The sequence below is a fragment of the Mesorhizobium oxytropidicola genome (genome assembly GCF_056174625.1).
Map to the genome: position 1 here is coordinate 2,155,773 of NZ_CM149692.1, position 14,388 is coordinate 2,170,160.

General features: G+C 63.1%; 14 protein-coding genes and 1 tRNA gene. 4 read left to right on the top strand and 11 right to left on the bottom strand.

Annotation, left to right across the window (positions count from 1 at the left end; translation table 11 throughout):
* Position 1: 1 nt before the first annotated feature.
* From AC0V8S_RS10820 to AC0V8S_RS10835, 4 genes are read right to left on the bottom strand one after another with little or no spacing between them, the layout of a single operon-like run.
* Complete coding sequence (locus tag AC0V8S_RS10820) at positions 2-778, bottom strand: enoyl-CoA hydratase/isomerase family protein (RefSeq protein WP_183462938.1); 777 nt, start codon at positions 776-778, stop codon at positions 2-4.
* A complete protein-coding gene (locus AC0V8S_RS10825) occupies positions 771-2,321 on the bottom strand; it encodes an acyl CoA:acetate/3-ketoacid CoA transferase (protein WP_475438600.1) in 1,551 nt (516 codons plus the stop codon). Before AC0V8S_RS10825 ends, AC0V8S_RS10820 begins: the two co-directional genes overlap by 8 nt.
* A 47-nt stretch (positions 2,322-2,368) precedes the next feature.
* Positions 2,369-3,385, bottom strand: coding sequence for a Gfo/Idh/MocA family protein (locus tag AC0V8S_RS10830; protein ID WP_475437667.1), 1,017 nt, complete (start codon positions 3,383-3,385; stop codon positions 2,369-2,371).
* Positions 3,382-4,440 carry a LacI family DNA-binding transcriptional regulator gene (locus AC0V8S_RS10835; protein ID WP_183462933.1) on the bottom strand — a complete coding sequence of 353 codons (1,059 nt, stop codon included), beginning with the start codon at positions 4,438-4,440 and terminating at the stop codon, positions 3,382-3,384. The genes AC0V8S_RS10830 and AC0V8S_RS10835 overlap by 4 nt, the downstream gene beginning before the upstream one ends.
* 240 nt (positions 4,441-4,680) lie before the next feature.
* On the opposite strand from AC0V8S_RS10835, the gene AC0V8S_RS10840 reads away from it, so the two are divergent.
* The gene (locus AC0V8S_RS10840; RefSeq protein WP_475437668.1) at positions 4,681-5,835 is read left to right on the top strand and encodes a dihydrodipicolinate synthase family protein; all 1,155 of its coding nucleotides are present in this window, start codon (positions 4,681-4,683) and stop codon (positions 5,833-5,835) included.
* A gap of 780 nt (positions 5,836-6,615) precedes the next feature.
* Here the strand turns inward: AC0V8S_RS10840 and AC0V8S_RS10845 are convergent.
* Together AC0V8S_RS10845 and cpdR are read right to left on the bottom strand one after the other, a co-directional pair.
* Positions 6,616-6,690 (bottom strand) — tRNA-Val (locus AC0V8S_RS10845).
* Positions 6,691-6,808: 118 nt separating this feature from the next.
* Entirely contained in the window at positions 6,809-7,171 is a 363-nt protein-coding gene (gene cpdR, locus AC0V8S_RS10850) for a cell cycle two-component system response regulator CpdR (protein ID WP_010911372.1), read from the bottom strand.
* A gap of 163 nt (positions 7,172-7,334) precedes the next feature.
* Between cpdR and AC0V8S_RS10855 the strand changes: the two genes are divergently transcribed.
* Both AC0V8S_RS10855 and hisN read left to right on the top strand, forming a co-directional pair.
* Entirely contained in the window at positions 7,335-8,276 is a 942-nt protein-coding gene (locus AC0V8S_RS10855) for an N-formylglutamate amidohydrolase (RefSeq protein ID WP_475437669.1), read from the top strand.
* A 369-nt stretch (positions 8,277-8,645) separates the two neighbouring features.
* On the top strand, positions 8,646-9,419 hold the full coding sequence (hisN, locus tag AC0V8S_RS10860; RefSeq protein ID WP_183462896.1) for a histidinol-phosphatase: 774 nt from the start codon (positions 8,646-8,648) through the stop codon (positions 9,417-9,419).
* 25 nt (positions 9,420-9,444) lie between these two features.
* Here hisN and AC0V8S_RS10865 read toward each other — a convergent pair whose 3' ends face one another.
* The 4 genes from AC0V8S_RS10865 to AC0V8S_RS10880 form a co-directional block, all read right to left on the bottom strand.
* Entirely contained in the window at positions 9,445-10,275 is an 831-nt protein-coding gene (locus AC0V8S_RS10865) for a helix-turn-helix transcriptional regulator (protein WP_183462893.1), read from the bottom strand.
* Positions 10,276-10,494: 219 nt separating this feature from the next.
* Complete coding sequence (locus AC0V8S_RS10870) at positions 10,495-10,731, bottom strand: DUF1127 domain-containing protein (protein ID WP_183462891.1); 237 nt, start codon at positions 10,729-10,731, stop codon at positions 10,495-10,497.
* Between the two features lie 3 nt (positions 10,732-10,734).
* On the bottom strand, positions 10,735-10,890 hold the full coding sequence (locus tag AC0V8S_RS10875; RefSeq protein WP_183462889.1) for a hypothetical protein: 156 nt from the start codon (positions 10,888-10,890) through the stop codon (positions 10,735-10,737).
* A gap of 165 nt (positions 10,891-11,055) precedes the next feature.
* Positions 11,056-12,033, bottom strand: a complete 978-nt coding sequence (locus AC0V8S_RS10880) for an alpha/beta fold hydrolase (protein WP_475437670.1) — start codon at positions 12,031-12,033, stop codon at positions 11,056-11,058.
* 481 nt (positions 12,034-12,514) lie between these two features.
* On the opposite strand from AC0V8S_RS10880, the gene AC0V8S_RS10885 reads away from it, so the two are divergent.
* Entirely contained in the window at positions 12,515-12,982 is a 468-nt protein-coding gene (locus tag AC0V8S_RS10885) for an Hsp20 family protein (RefSeq protein WP_013893124.1), read from the top strand.
* Between the two features lie 82 nt (positions 12,983-13,064).
* Here the strand turns inward: AC0V8S_RS10885 and AC0V8S_RS10890 are convergent, their stop codons facing one another.
* Entirely contained in the window at positions 13,065-14,117 is a 1,053-nt protein-coding gene (locus AC0V8S_RS10890) for a threonine aldolase family protein (protein ID WP_183462885.1), read from the bottom strand.
* Positions 14,118-14,388: the final 271 nt, after the last annotated feature.

Below are 14,388 nucleotides of genomic sequence, written 5' to 3' on the forward strand. Positions count from 1 at the left end.
TCTAGCTTCTTGAAAATGCCGGCTTCTGCTTGGTCTTGAAGGCTCCGACGCCAGCCTTGAGGTCGCCGGTAAGCGCGATGAAGCCGCTGGCCAGCGCTTCGGTCGCGGCCGCATTTTCCTCGCCTTCGGCCACCGCGATCATCAGCTTGGCGGCTTCCGTTGCCAGCGGGCCGCGCTCGGCGATCTTTTCGGCCCAGCTTCTGGCTTCGGCCAGCCCGTTGCCGGTTTCAACCACCCGGTCCACCACGCCCAGGGCCAGTGCTTCGCGAGCGAGCAGGATCTCGCCGCCCAACGCCATGCGCCGCACCGTCTGCGCGCCGAAGCGGCGTACGGCGCGTTGCGTGCCGGACCAGCCGGGCACGACACCGATCGAGGTTTCGGGGAAGCCGAGCTTCACATGGGTTTCCGCGACGCGGAAATCGCAGGCGACCGCCAGTTCCAGCCCGCCGCCCAGCGCATGGCCCGAGAGCACGGCGATGGTCGGTTGGCGGAGCCTAGCTAGCCGGTCGAAGACACGATGGCCGTACCGCACCCATTGCACCTGGAAATCGGCGGCGCTCATCTGCGCCCACGCCTCGACATCGCCGCCGGCGCAAAAGCCTTTGCCTTCGCCGCGAAGCAGCACGACGCGGACGCCTTCGGCCATCTCCGCCTCGTCGAGCGCGGCTTCCAGCGCGCGCAGCATCGGGATATCCAGCGCGTTGAATTTTTCCGGCCGGCGCAATGTGACGATGCCGATGGCGCCATCCTGCTCAAATGTAACGAGGCGCTCAGCCATCCGCGCCTCCGAGCGAGGCGCCGCCATCGAGCGACAGGCCGATCGGCCGGTCCTGGTAGAGCGCTGCCGGCGTCACCTTGAGGTCGTTGGCGACACCGAGCGGCATCTCGGCCTGGGCCAGGACGTCGCGCTCGAGGTCAATGCCGGGCGCCAGTTCGGTGACCATCAGGCCGTCCGGCGTCAGCTTCATCACGCAACGCTCGGTGACATAGGTGATGTCTTGCCCCTGCGCGACGGCACGCTTGCCGGAGAAGGAGATGTGCTCGACCTCGTTGACCACCTTCTTGACCTTGCCCTCCTGGTCGATGCGGAGGCCGCCATCGGCCAGCGAAAGCTTGGCGCCGGCGTTGAAGAAGCCGGAGAAGACGATCTTCTTCGCCCGCGCGGTGATGTCGACAAAGCCGCCGGCGCCGGCGGTGACATGCGGCCGCGCCGATAGTTTCGACACATTGACCGAGCCGTGGCGATCGATCTGCAGAAAGGAGAGCAGCGAAGCGTCGAAGCCGCCGGCCTGGAAATAGATGAACTGGTGTGGCGAGGGCATGAATGCGTCGGCGTTCGACGAACAGCCGAACTTGAAGTCGAGCAGCGGCACGCCGCCGACCGCCCCCTGTTCGATCACCCAGGTGACCTTGCCGTGCTGGCCTTCTTCGAGAAGGATGCGCGGCACATTGGCCGAGATGCCGAAGCCGATGTTGACGGCCATGCCGTCGCGCAATTCCATGGCGACGCGGCGCGCGATCACCTTCTGCACGTTCATCTCGGCATTGCGGAAGGTCGACAGCGGCCGGAAGATCTCACCCGAAATCGCCGGATCGTAAGGCGTCAGCGTCGTCTGCAACTGGTCGGGCGCCACGACGATATGGTCGACCAGCACGCCCGGCACGCGCACATCATGCGGCTTCAGCGTGCCGTTCTCGACGACGCGCTTGACCTGGGCGATGACGATGCCGCCATTGTTGCGGGCGGCGAGCGCCTGTTCGAGGCCGCCGAGATAGGCGCCTTCGTGCTCATAGGTGAGGTTGCCGCGCTCGTCCGCCGTGGTGGCGCGGATGATCGAAACCTGCGGGACGATCGAGCGGAAATAGAGCCATTCCTCGCCGTCGAACTGCTGCACCGACACAATCGGTTCGCTTGCCGCCGCGTTCATGGCGCAGCCCTGGTGACGCGGATCGGCAAACGTGTCGAGACCGACCTTGGTCAGCACGCCCGGCCGCTTGGCGGCGGCCTCGCGGTGCATGTCGAACAGGATGCCGGACGGCACGTTGTAGGCGGCGACCGAATTGTCGCCGATCATCTTCCAGATCTGCGGTGGCTCGGATGAGGAGGGGCCGGACGGATAGGAGCCGCACAGCGTGCGCTTCAACAGGCCCGGCTTGGCCAGGTGATCGATGCCCTTGATGCCGTACATGTCGCCGGCGGCGATCGGGTGCAGCGTGGTGATGTTCTTCGGGTGGCCTTCCCCGTCGAAGCGCTCGCCGATGGCGGCCAGCACCGCGTCCGGACAGCCGAGGCCGCTCGACGACGACACGGATACCGTCATGCCATCCTTGATCAGGCTGGCTGCCTGTGCTGCGGAAACGACCTTGCTCAATTCATGCTCCCGAGTTTCGGGTCTATCTTGACGGCCTTGCCGGAACTGGCCGATTGAAGCGCCGCCTCGGCTGAGGCCAACGACCAGATGCCATCCTCTCCGGTGGCGGCAGGCCGGCCGACACCGTGGATCGCGGCATGGAACTGACGCACGGATCTGACGTAGAGATCCTCGCGGTCGAAGCTCAATTGCTCTTCACCGCTGGCCGTGCGCAACAGCACCGAGCCGTCCGGCTTCTGGGTCATCACATTGCTGGCGATCAGCGAGCCTTCCGAACCATGCACCTCGAAGCCGGTGCCGGCGAATTTGGTGATGAAGCCTTCATGCGACTGGGCGATGAGGCCGGACTTGAAGCGCCAGATGCACATGGCGCCGTCTTCCAGCCCGCTGCCGGCCATGCCGGCGGCTTGCGTGAAGGCCGAGACCTCGACCGGATCGTCGCCGAGCACGAAGCGCAACGTGTCGGCATCGTGCACGGTGATGTCGAGCACGACACCGCCGCCGGCTTCCGGCTTGGTGATGCGCCAGCCCTGCAGGCCCTCGGGCAGATAGACGGAATGGAAGACGCGAGCGGCGATCGGCTTGCCGATGCGCCCCGCTGCGATCGCTTCGCGCATGGCGCGATGTGCGCCGGCATTGCGCAGATGATGGTTGGTGCCGAGCACGATGCCAGCGGCCTTGGCCGAACTGACCATTTTGCGCGCGTCGGCGCTGTTCAGCGCCAGGGGCTTCTCGCACAGCACATGCTTTCCCGCCTTGATGGCGGCAAGCGCCTGTTCGAGATGCAGTTCGTTGGTGGTCGAGATGTAGACGGCGTCGATATCCTCGCCAAGGAGCTCGTCAAGCGTCGAGACCGCAAGCGGAATGTTGTTTTCCACGGCATATGCCTGGGCCCGCTCCGGGCTGGAACTCATCACCGCCGCGATCTTGCCATCGGCCTGCGCGCGGATGGCGTTGATCATGAATTGCCTGGCGATCGTGCTGGCGCCGATCAGCCCCCATTTGACACTCACGCGGCGCCTCCCGTTCCCGCAGGCCTGTTTCGCGTACGGCGATCCGGACCGCAGCTTTCCCTGACCACGAGATTGACCGCGCCGATATGATCTTCGGCGCGGGTGGTGCGCGACTGGATCATTTTCAACATGACATGGGCGGCGCGTTCGCCGAGCCCCGCGGAGTCCACAGCGACGCTGGTCAAAGCCGGCATATAGTGCTCGGCCTCGGCGACGTCGTCGAAACCGACGATGGCGAAATCCGCACCGGGCTCAAGCCCACGCTTGCGCAACGCCAGCATGGCGCCAAAGGCGACTGCGTCGTTGAAGCAGAGGGCAGCGGTCGGCGGTTCAGCCATCGCCAGAGCCGTTTCGAGACACGCGATACCACCTCTGCGGCTGGTCTCCCCCTCAACGACAAGCGCGTCGCGCGCGGCGATGCCTTGCGTCTCGCAGGCCTCGCGAAATCCGCCAAGGCGCTCGTGATAGACAACCAGATCGGACGAGCCGCCGAAGAAGACGAGCCGGCGATGTCCCTTGCCGATCAGATGGGCGGTGGCGAGATAGGCGCCGCGATGATTGTCGGGCGCAATCACCGGGATGCGGCTTTCCGGCAAGCGGCGCATGGCAAAGACCACCGGCACGCCCGCCATCTCCAGCCGCCGGAAAGCGCCTGGCGTGGTGCCGCGCGCCGGCGACACGATGAGCCCGGCGACGCCCTGTTCCATCAGCGACTTCAGCACCTCTTCCTGACGCACCGGATTCTCTGCCGTGTTGCCGATGAAAGGCACGATGCCGGCCGACTGGAAGACACGCTCCATGCCGACCGCCAGCTCGGCGAAGAAGGGATTGGTGAGATCGTTGATGACCATGCCGATGACGTTGGAATGGGCCTTGCGCAGGTTGGCGGCGCCGCGGTTGTAGACGTAGCCGACATCCTCGATCGCCTTGCGCACCTTGACCGCGGTCTCAGGCCGAATCAGCCCGCTGCCCTGGAGCACGAGCGATACGGTCGATTTGGACACGCCCGCCTCACGGGCGATGTCGAAGATCGTCGCCTTGGCCCGGCTGGCCATCCCAGATATCTCCTCCCGGTTTTCTCATCAAATCTATTGGAACGTTCTAATCATTGCTCCAATCGAGAGTCAATCGCGATTTTTTCTCGGCCTGAAAAGCCGATTGTGCGTACTCAAATGGCTTACTTTGCAAGGCCTTTCGTGTTGCAACGCAGCATTTGTTCGCGAATGCGCCCCCAATCTAAAGGTTCTTGATTTATTGGAACGTTCCATTTATAGGCGCTGCGAAGGGAGAGATCCATGGACATTGCCTTGCCTGGTGAGGGTGGCCGCAGCACCCGTTACACGCTTGTCGGACAACCGGTGCAGCCGGTGACCGGCGCGCGGTTTTCGCGCATCGCCTATGCCGCCGCGCATGTCGTTGCCGATCCCCTCGAAATGACAGATCCGTGGTCGCGGCCCGTGGTCGACTGGGACAGAACGATGGCGTTCCGTCACCATTTGTGGCGGCTCGGCTTCCGCATCGCCGAGGCGATGGATACGTCGCAGCGCGGCATGGGTTTCGACTGGGCAAATGCAAAAGAATTGATCCGCCGGTCGATCGCCGAGTCCCGCACCGTCGATGGCGCCGATCTCGCCTCGGGTGCCGGAACCGACCATCTGGCGCCGGCGTCGGCCAGGACACTGCACGATGTGATCGCCGCCTATGAGGAGCAGTTCGCTTTCATCGAAGGACAGGGCGGCAAGGCGATCATGATGGCCAGCCGCGCGCTGGCGGCTGTCGCGAAGGGGCCGGACGACTACGCCGCCGTCTATGACCGCATCTTAAGCCAAGCCTCCGGCAAGGTCATCCTGCACTGGCTGGGCGACATGTTCGACCCGGCCTTGAACGGCTATTGGGGCAGCGGCGATTTCGAGACCGCGCTCGATACGGTGGTCGCCATCATCGGGCGCCACGCGAGCAAGATCGAAGGCATCAAGATATCGCTGCTCGATGCCGGCAAGGAGGTCGCGCTGCGCAACCGGCTGCCGGACGGCGTCGTGATGTTCACCGGCGACGACTTCAACTATCCCGAACTGATCGTCGGCGATGGGAAGAAACATTCACACGCGCTGCTCGGCATTTTCGATGCCATTGCCCCGGTCGCTAACGCCGCGCTGGCAAGGCTCGCCGCCGGCGACCACGCCGGCTATGACGCGCTGATGGCGCCGACTGTGCCGCTGTCGCGAAAAATCTTCGAGGCACCGACCGAATATTACAAGGCCGGCATCGTCTTCATGGCCTGGCTGAACGGCCATCAGGACCATTTCGCCATGGTCGGCGGCATGCAGTCGGCGCGCGGCATCCGCCATTATGCCGAAATCTTTCAGCTTGCCGACCAGGCAGGCCTGCTGGCCGATCCCGACCTTGCGGTATCGCGAATGAAGAGCCTGTGCGCCGTCGCGGGCGTTTGAGCCTGACGAAATTGGGTGGGAAGTATTCCCCCTGCCTCGGGCATTTGCGGAGGTGCAGAGACGCAGCCCTGCGAGATCTACAATCTCGGCGCCCAGAGCCACGTCCGCGGTTCGCCGTGGCCTGGCGTGTATCATTTTAATACAATCCCCAATTGGTAGACTCGCGCGAGACACAGGCAGTTAATCCCTCCCGTCAGGCCAAAAGGAGGGAAAGGCCGCAGACCGGGAGGAAACGATGTCTGTGCAAAAAGAAGATTATCGAACGAACAAAGCCGACTATCTGATTGCTGCGACGTATGGCCGAACGACCGCGGATGATGCCGACCGCGATGAACTCCTGGCAAAAGGGAAGCTCCTGTGGCTAAGAGATCGGCGATTCGCCAAATTGGCGACAAACCCGGCGGAAAGCTCGCCAGGGCCGAGAGCCAGACCGCGTGGTTAGCGACGGCAACTCGTTTTAGCGCGTTGAACGCATGAAAAGCCCCGCCGACCGGGAGTCAGGCGGGGCCTTCTGGACAGGCTTTTAGGATGTCCGACGATCCGAGAGGATCGGTTTCAATGTGGAGCCCTGCTGGATCCAGCGCATCGGCCGAATAGATGACGGTCGACCGATTGGACGTCCGCCAAGAACAACGACTATCTGCGCTGGCAAGGGTTCCAGGCGCTCACGCTTGTTCAGGACGGCGTGGGAAACGGCGACCGATAACGGTGTCTCGATCCGGCCATTGTCGTGGAGTGCCGACGCGACTGGCAAAGCTATCGCCTAAGTTTTTGAAAGGATGGTGGGCGTGACAGGGATTGAACCTGTGACCCCTGCAATGTCAATGCAGTGCTCTCCCGCTGAGCTACACGCCCATCCGAAGCCGCGCATACACCATTTTTGGTCCGGCGCGTCAATAGCGAGAAAAAGGAAAGAAGGCGTCGTCTCGCCGCACCGGCAAACAGGTGCCGATGCCTCAGCGGAAGGGGCGGCTCAGGCCGCGTGCAGCATCTTCTCGACCTCGTTGACGAGATCGCGCAGGTGGAAGGGCTTCGACAGCACCTTGGCGTCTTTCGGCGCCTTGGAATCCGGGTTCAGCGCAACGGCGGCAAAACCGGTGATGAACATGACCTTGAGGTCGGGATCGATCTCGGTGGCGCGGCGCGCCAGTTCGATGCCGTCCATCTCCGGCATGACGATGTCGGTCAACAGCAGCGAGAACGGCTCCTCGCGCAGCCGCTCATAGGCGCTGGCGCCGTTGTCGAAATCGCTGACTTGATAGCCGGCGCGTTCCAGCGCCTTGACGAGGAAACGACGCATATCGTCGTCGTCTTCCGCCAGAAGAATGCGTGCCATGATATCCCGTCCGAATCACCCGCTCGAGACTGCCGTCGGGCAGGCCCGTTAACCATCCTGTATATGAGGAGGTGACGGTAAACATCAAGTGAACGCGGCGAAGCATTATCCGCATTCGGCAAGGCGATGCGAATGGCGAAATGCTGGACATGCGGCCAGCAAGGTGGCACTTTCATACCATGATGCATCGGTGTTTTCGGGTTCGTGCAAATTGAAGACGGCAGCCGAGGATTTTGCGGTCGTTCAACCCTTCGAAATCCGATCGGGCGTCGAGCAGCGCGTCCCCTTCCTGTTCAACTCGCCGCATAGCGGCCGCTACTATCCGGAACGCTTCCTCGCCATGGCGAGGCTCGACCGCAACGCCATCCGCCGCTCGGAGGATTGCTATGTCGATGAGCTGTTCGGCGGCGCCGTGGCGCTCGGCGCGCCGATGCTGGCGGCGAATTTTCCGCGCGCCTATCTCGACGTCAACCGCGAGCCCTGGGAACTCGATCCGCGCATGTTCGCCGAGCCGGTGCCGTCCTTCTGCAACATCCGCTCGGCGCGGGTGGCGGGCGGACTTGGCACCGTGCCCAAGCTGGTGGGTGAGGGGCTCGACATCTATTCCGGCCGCCTGCCGCTCTCCGAAGCCGTTGCCCGCATCGAGGCCGTCTACAAGCCCTATCACGAAACGCTGAAGCGGCTTTTGACCAGAACCCATGCCCGTTTCGGCTTTGCCGTGCTGATCGACTGCCATTCGATGCCGGCAAGCATTCGTGTCGGCGACAGCGGCCTGCGGCCGGACTTCATCATCGGCGACCGTTTCGGCATTTCCGCCACGGCGGCCCTGACCGAGACGGCGATCGGCCTGCTGACCGCGATGGGCTATACTGTCGCCCACAACAAGCCTTATGCCGGCGGCTTCATCACCGAACATTACGGCCGCCCGGCGCGCCATCTGCATGCGCTGCAGATCGAGGTCAATCGCGGGCTCTACATGAACGAACGGACATTCGAGAAGGTCGCCGGCTTCGACGCGCTGGCCGACGATCTGACGCGATTTTCAGCGGATCTGATGGCAATGCCCGACCATCATTTCATCGACCTGCCGTTGGCGGCGGAGTGAAATCGGGTCTTGTTTTCATGGATGTCGTCGCCCCAGAACCGCTAAGCACTTTTGGGCGACATGCATTGGAAATCGCGGCGTAAAAAAGACCGCATCGTTTGCACGATACGGTCGAAGTCTAGGGAGGAAACGCCCAAGGAGGGCATGGACAGGAAAACCTGTCCGAGATTGAGGGTATTGTGCGGTGCACAAATGTCAAGCGACCTTCAGGCTTTTTTAATTCAGAGTGATGTGGAAATTGCGTTTCGATGACGTTCATGTGACATTTGGGCAACAGCTGTCGCAGCGAATAAATCGATAAACAGGCTTGTTTTGGCGGGGAAGTGTCGGCAGAGCCCGGTTGGGCACTCGGCAATGCGGGAGAATCAGTTGGATATCAGCATCGATTTCATGCGCCGTATCGCGCACGCGGCAGCGGCCGAGACCTTGCCGCGCTTTCGCGCCCAGGGTGCCGTGGCCAACAAGGAAAAGGGCAGTTTCGACCCGGTCACCGAAGCCGACCGCGAGGCGGAACGCGCCATCCGGGCGCTGATATCGGCGCAGTATCCCGACCATGGCATTCTCGGCGAGGAGCACGGCAGCGAGAACATCTCCAGCCGGCATGTCTGGGTGATCGATCCGATCGACGGCACGCGCGCCTTCATCTCCGGCCTGCCGGTGTGGGGGACGCTGGTCGGGCTGACGGTCGACGGCGACGCGGTCGCCGGCATGATGGCGCAGCCCTTCACCGGCGAACTGTTCTACGCCAACGCCTCGGGCTCGCACTATGAGGGGCCGGGCGGCCCGCGCAGGCTTTCGACCCGCAAGACGACCAGCCTGGCGGATGCCACGCTGTTCACCACGACGCCGGCGCTGTACAAGGGCGAAGCACGCACCCGCTATGACGCGTTCGAGAAGCAGGTTCAACTCGCCCGCTACGGTGCCGATTGCTATGCCTTCGCCATGATCGCATCGGGAAGCGTCGACATCGTCGCCGATCCGGGCCTGAAGCCCTACGATATCGTGGCGCTGATCCCGATCATCGAGAAGGCCGGCGGCGTCGTCACCACCTTCGATGGCGGACCGGCGGAAAAGGGCGGCGATGTGCTGGCGGCGGCAACACCGGAGTTGCATGCGGCCGCCATGGCGGCTTTGCGCGGCTGATATCGCTGCGCTTGCTTGAACCGCACTAACGCAGCTTGATCGAGCGCTGGAACTCCGCCGGCGTGCGTCCGTAGACCTGCCTGAACGACGCACTGAAATGGCTGTGGCTGGAGAAGCCGAGATCCATGCCGAGCGTGGTCAAATTGTCGTAGCGGCCGAGCAGGTCGAGCGCGCGCGCCAGCCGCAGGCGCAGATGGTAGCGATAGAGCGGCATGGCCTCGACCTGCTGGAACATCTGCGTCAGATAAACCGGTGAAACGCCGACCTCGGCGGCAATCTCGGCCAGCGTCCAGCGCCGCGACAGGTCCGACGCCAGGACGAGCTTGGCGCGGTCGACCAGCTTCTGCCGTCCGGGGCTGGCCCCGGCGACATGCGAGGTACGCTCGCCGAGCGAGCGCCGCACCAGTGTCAGCGCCAGGGTCTCGGCCTCCAGCGTTTCCGCAACGTTGCGGCGCAGGCTGTGGCGCAGCAGCGCCACCAGTGCCTGCGCGCGCGGATCGATGCGCCGGCGCTGGCGACGAAACGCCAGGACGCCGCCAAAGCGCAGCTGCTCCTTCGGCGCCAGTTCCCGCAATTGGCCTTCCTCGATGACGAGGTCGAGGCAGGCATCGCCGCCCTCGACGGGATGGCTGACCTGGTAAGGCTCGGCCTCATTGAAGAACAGCAGCTGATTGGCTTCAGCGACCGCGTCATTGCGGCCGACATGGCGCACGAAGACGCCGCGATAGGGAAACACCAGATGCGTCGCCGCCGTGCACTCTTCATCGCTCCTATGCCGGCATTCGCCGCTGCAGAGGACATCCCGCACTCTGACCGTGCCGGTGTCCAGAAGCGGATGAACCGTGAATTGCGACATAGCCGTTGTGCTCTTCCCTCGTACCGGAAAACGATTCCGGAATGACGACGGTCAGTTTACGCAAGCGGCCTGCCCAATCCTGTCAGGAGACTTCTCGGCAAGCGCCTCTCAATCCCACAGAAGCAGTTCGCCGTTTCATGGAATCGGCGAACTGCTCCTGCTTTTTGTTTTGACGCAATTCCCGTGGGAAAACCGCTTCCCACTTTTCCCGGAATTGCTTTAGCGCCGCCTGAACTCCGAATAGGCCTGGCCGCGCGACAGACCGATGTCCTTGAGCTGTTCGTCGGTCATTTCCAGCAAGGCAAGCCGGCTTCGGCGTTTCTCCATCTGGCGGGCGATCCATTTCGCTGCCGCGATGCATTGGGTGTGCAAGGCCTGCGGGATGGTTTCGGTGCGGACCGGCGGCGCCGGGACCTGGCCAGCCGGGCGTTGTGCCGCTGCGTGATCGGTGCGCATGGCTCAATCCTCGCTCGCGCCGGCCGCCGAGGCGCCGGCCTCGTTCAGCGCCTTCGCGCATTCCTCGCAGCAGACCTCGACGGTCTTGCCGCCGACCTTGACGCGGATCGGGTTGGCGTCGAGCTGGCAATCGCAGGCGGCGCAGGTTTTCTCGGTCATGATTTCATCTCCATGGCGTTCAATTCGACGCATTAAGATGAGCATTCCGGGGCAGCGCGGGCTGTCAGAATCTTTAGCGCTTTGCGTGCCGCGGGGCGCGGCCGATCGATCATCCTGACAACGGTGTGTCAGCTATGCCGGCCTGTGAAGGAACCGCGGCGCCGGTCAGGCCGTCGGATCGTCGGAGCCGGGGATGAAGGCGTCGAAGGCGGCGAGGAATTGTTCGCGGTAGAGGTCGACTTCCTGCAGGATTTCATGCTTGGAGCCGTCGATCATCAGCAGGGAACCGAGCCTCAGACTTCTGGCGTAGGCTTCCACCGCCCTGGTCGAGACGACCTGGTCGGCGCCGGCCGCGATGACCAGCAGCGGCACCTGGATCCTTGCCATGAAGTCTGGATCGCTGACCGCTTCCGACGCCTTCGCCGCTGCCTGCAGCCAGCGGATCGTCGGGCCGCCAAGCGCCATTCGCGGGTGCTCCTCATAGATGCGCGTATTGCGGCGATAGCGCTGCGGATCCGACGTCACCTTGTTAGCCTCGAAAGGCAGCGTGTGTCTGGGACGTGGACCCCAGGCGGCATAGAGCCGGCCAAGGCCCAGAGCGCAGAAAATCGAACAGATGCGGCGGACCGTCGTGATCGAGACCGGCAGGTCGGGGAGTGTCAGGAACGGCGCGATCAGCACCATGCGGCGCACGCGGTTCACCATCGACGGCGCAGCAAGCAGCGCGATCACTGCGCCTGCGGAATGGGCGAGGATGTAATACGGCCCGCGGCAATCGGGCAGCACGATCTCCTCGAAAAACTGCTCCAGATCGGCCGTATAGTCGCGGAAGGAGCGGACATAGCCGCGCTGGCGATCGCGGATCAGCCGGTCGGAATCGCCCTGGCCACGCCAGTCGAGCGTGGCGACGCCAAAACCCCGGGCGGCAAGGTCGCGGATGGTTTCGAAATATTTCTCGATGCACTCGTTGCGGCCGGACAGCAGCACCACCGTGCCCCGCATCGGACGCGTCACCGCCGCGAACAGGCCGTAGCGGATCTTCTTACGATCGCGCGTGACGAAGAAGCCGCCGGTGGCGTTTTCCGGTCGCGGATTGCCCTCGGTATCGTGGAAAAGCGGCGTGTCGTCGAAAAGGTCCGTCATGCGGCGCTTTGTGCTCGGCGTCTTCAGGTGCCAGCCTGTCGCGGCTGGCCTCGTCAAGGTGATAGACGCCAACGCATCAAAAGCAAAGCAAATCCGGGTTGTGCCAGGACTGCGACGGGGAAGGCCGGAAGCCGCTCGAAGGCGTGCTTCCGGCCTCTGTCGATCCGGGAGGAAGGGACGTTAACACCCGGTTCGGCCTCGTTGCGGCGCCTCTGTAAATTCCGGCGCCGCCAATCCTTGATCTTGACGTCACTTTAGCGGCGGCTGCCTGAACGGGCGCCGAAGCGACGGTTCATCTGCCGTTCATCAAGGGCAGGGCGCTTCGCTTTTTGCCATACGGCGAAATCTTGAAATGCCTTCCGGCGCTCCCCAGATGTGGGTTGCGGTCGCCAATGTTGGGGCCGCTGGTCCTGCCGAAACGCCGCTTACGGGTTTCGCACCGGCCATACGCAAACCATGTTGCTCAACAGGAGAACACCTCATGCGTCACGTTGATTTTTCCCCGCTCTATCGCTCGACCGTCGGCTTCGACCGTCTCTTCACAATGCTGGATTCGCTGGCGCAGCCCGATGGCGCGCAGACCTATCCGCCCTACAATATCGAGCGCACCGGTGAGGATTCCTACCGGATTTCGATGGCGGTCGCCGGCTTCTCGGACGAGGAAATCTCGATCGAAGCCCACCGCAATGTGCTGACCGTGAAGGGTGAGCGCAAGGACGAGGGCACCGGCGAAGGCTCCGAGCTGCTCTATCGCGGCATTGCCTCCAGGGCCTTCGAGCGCCGCTTCCAGCTTGCCGATCACGTTGAAGTCGTCGGTGCCGCGCTGAAGAATGGCCTGCTCTTCGTCGACCTCAAGCGCAACATTCCCGAGGAGTTGAAGCCGCGCAAGATCGCGATCACCTCGGCTCCGGCCAAGGCCAAGCAGATTGAGGCCAAGACCGCTGCGTAATGTAGCCCAGGAATAGAAGCGTCTCCTCCCGAGACGAAAGCGGCGCCGAAAGGCGCCGCTTTTTTGTTGTCCGGAAAGCTGACTATCCGGCGATCAATTGGCCAAAGCGATCAACTTCCTCGGCTGACGTCGCGAAGCTGGTGACGAAGCGGTAGAGCAGTTCGTTCTCGCCGATATGGCCGTCAAAGCCGTGCGGCTTGTGCCAGTCGTAGAAGGCAGCGCCCGCCGCCTGCAGCCTGTCGGCCTCGGTCTTCTTGATCACCGCGAACACTTCGTTGGCTTGCGGCAGCCAGGCCAGTGTCGCGTGGGCCGAATCCTCGATTGCTGCCGCCAGGCGCGCGGCCATGGCGTTGGCGTGGCGCGCGGTGTCGAGCCATTGGCCGTCCTTGAAATAGGCTTCGAACTGCGCCGCGACGAAGCGCGACTTGGAAAACAGCTGAGCGGCACGCTTGCGCAGGAAGGCCAATTCCTTGGCGCGGTCGAGGTCGAACAGCACGATCGCCTCGGCGCACCAGCAGCCATTCTTGGTGCCGCCGAAGGAGAGGATGTCGACGCCACGTTTCCAGGTCATTTCGGCCGGTGTCGTTTCGAGCGCCGCCAGCGCATTGGCAAAGCGGGCGCCATCCATGTGCAGCGGCACGGAATGCTGTTTGGCGATGGCTGAAATCGTCTCGATCTCGTTCAGGCCGTAGATGGTGCCAACCTCGGTCGACTGGGTGATCGAGACCGCCATCGGCCGTCCCCAGTGGACGATTTCGGGCGCGAAGCGGCCAATGGCCCGCTCCAGATTGTGCGGGTCGATCTTGCCGAGCGCGCCGTCGACGGCATGCAGGCGCGAGCCGCCGGAAAAATATTCCGGCGCGCCGCACTCGTCTTCGATGACATGCGATTCTCGGTGGGCAAAGGAGATGCCGCCGGGCTTGTTGAAGGTGGTCAGTGACAGCGAGTTGGCGGCGGTGCCGGTCGCCACGAAGAACACCGCGACCTCGCGCTCGAAAATCTCGCTGAAGCGCTGGTAGACCGCCTGGTCGAGCGCGCTGTCGCCATAGGCGGTGGCAAAGCCGCCGGCCGCGGCCGACAGGCCGGCAACGATATTGGGATGGGCGCCTGCCCAATTGTCGGAAGCGAAGAACATGCATCTGCCTGTGTTGGGGGAAATCGGTGGGGAGTTGACCGGTTTCACGTCCCAACCGCAAGGGGCCAGATGCCGGAAAACCGTTGAAGCCAATCAACTCAGCGCTAAGGGATTGGCGACTGAAGCTTACGTTTTCCCTCAACTTCACGTAATTTTATGTCGCGGAAAGCCCAAGTTTTTTGTGAAATCGGTCTTGTGTGCGTCGGGGAATTCTGCCATAAAAATTTAGGACAGTAGTGCTGTCTTATTTTGTCGCACAAAACAGGCTGGA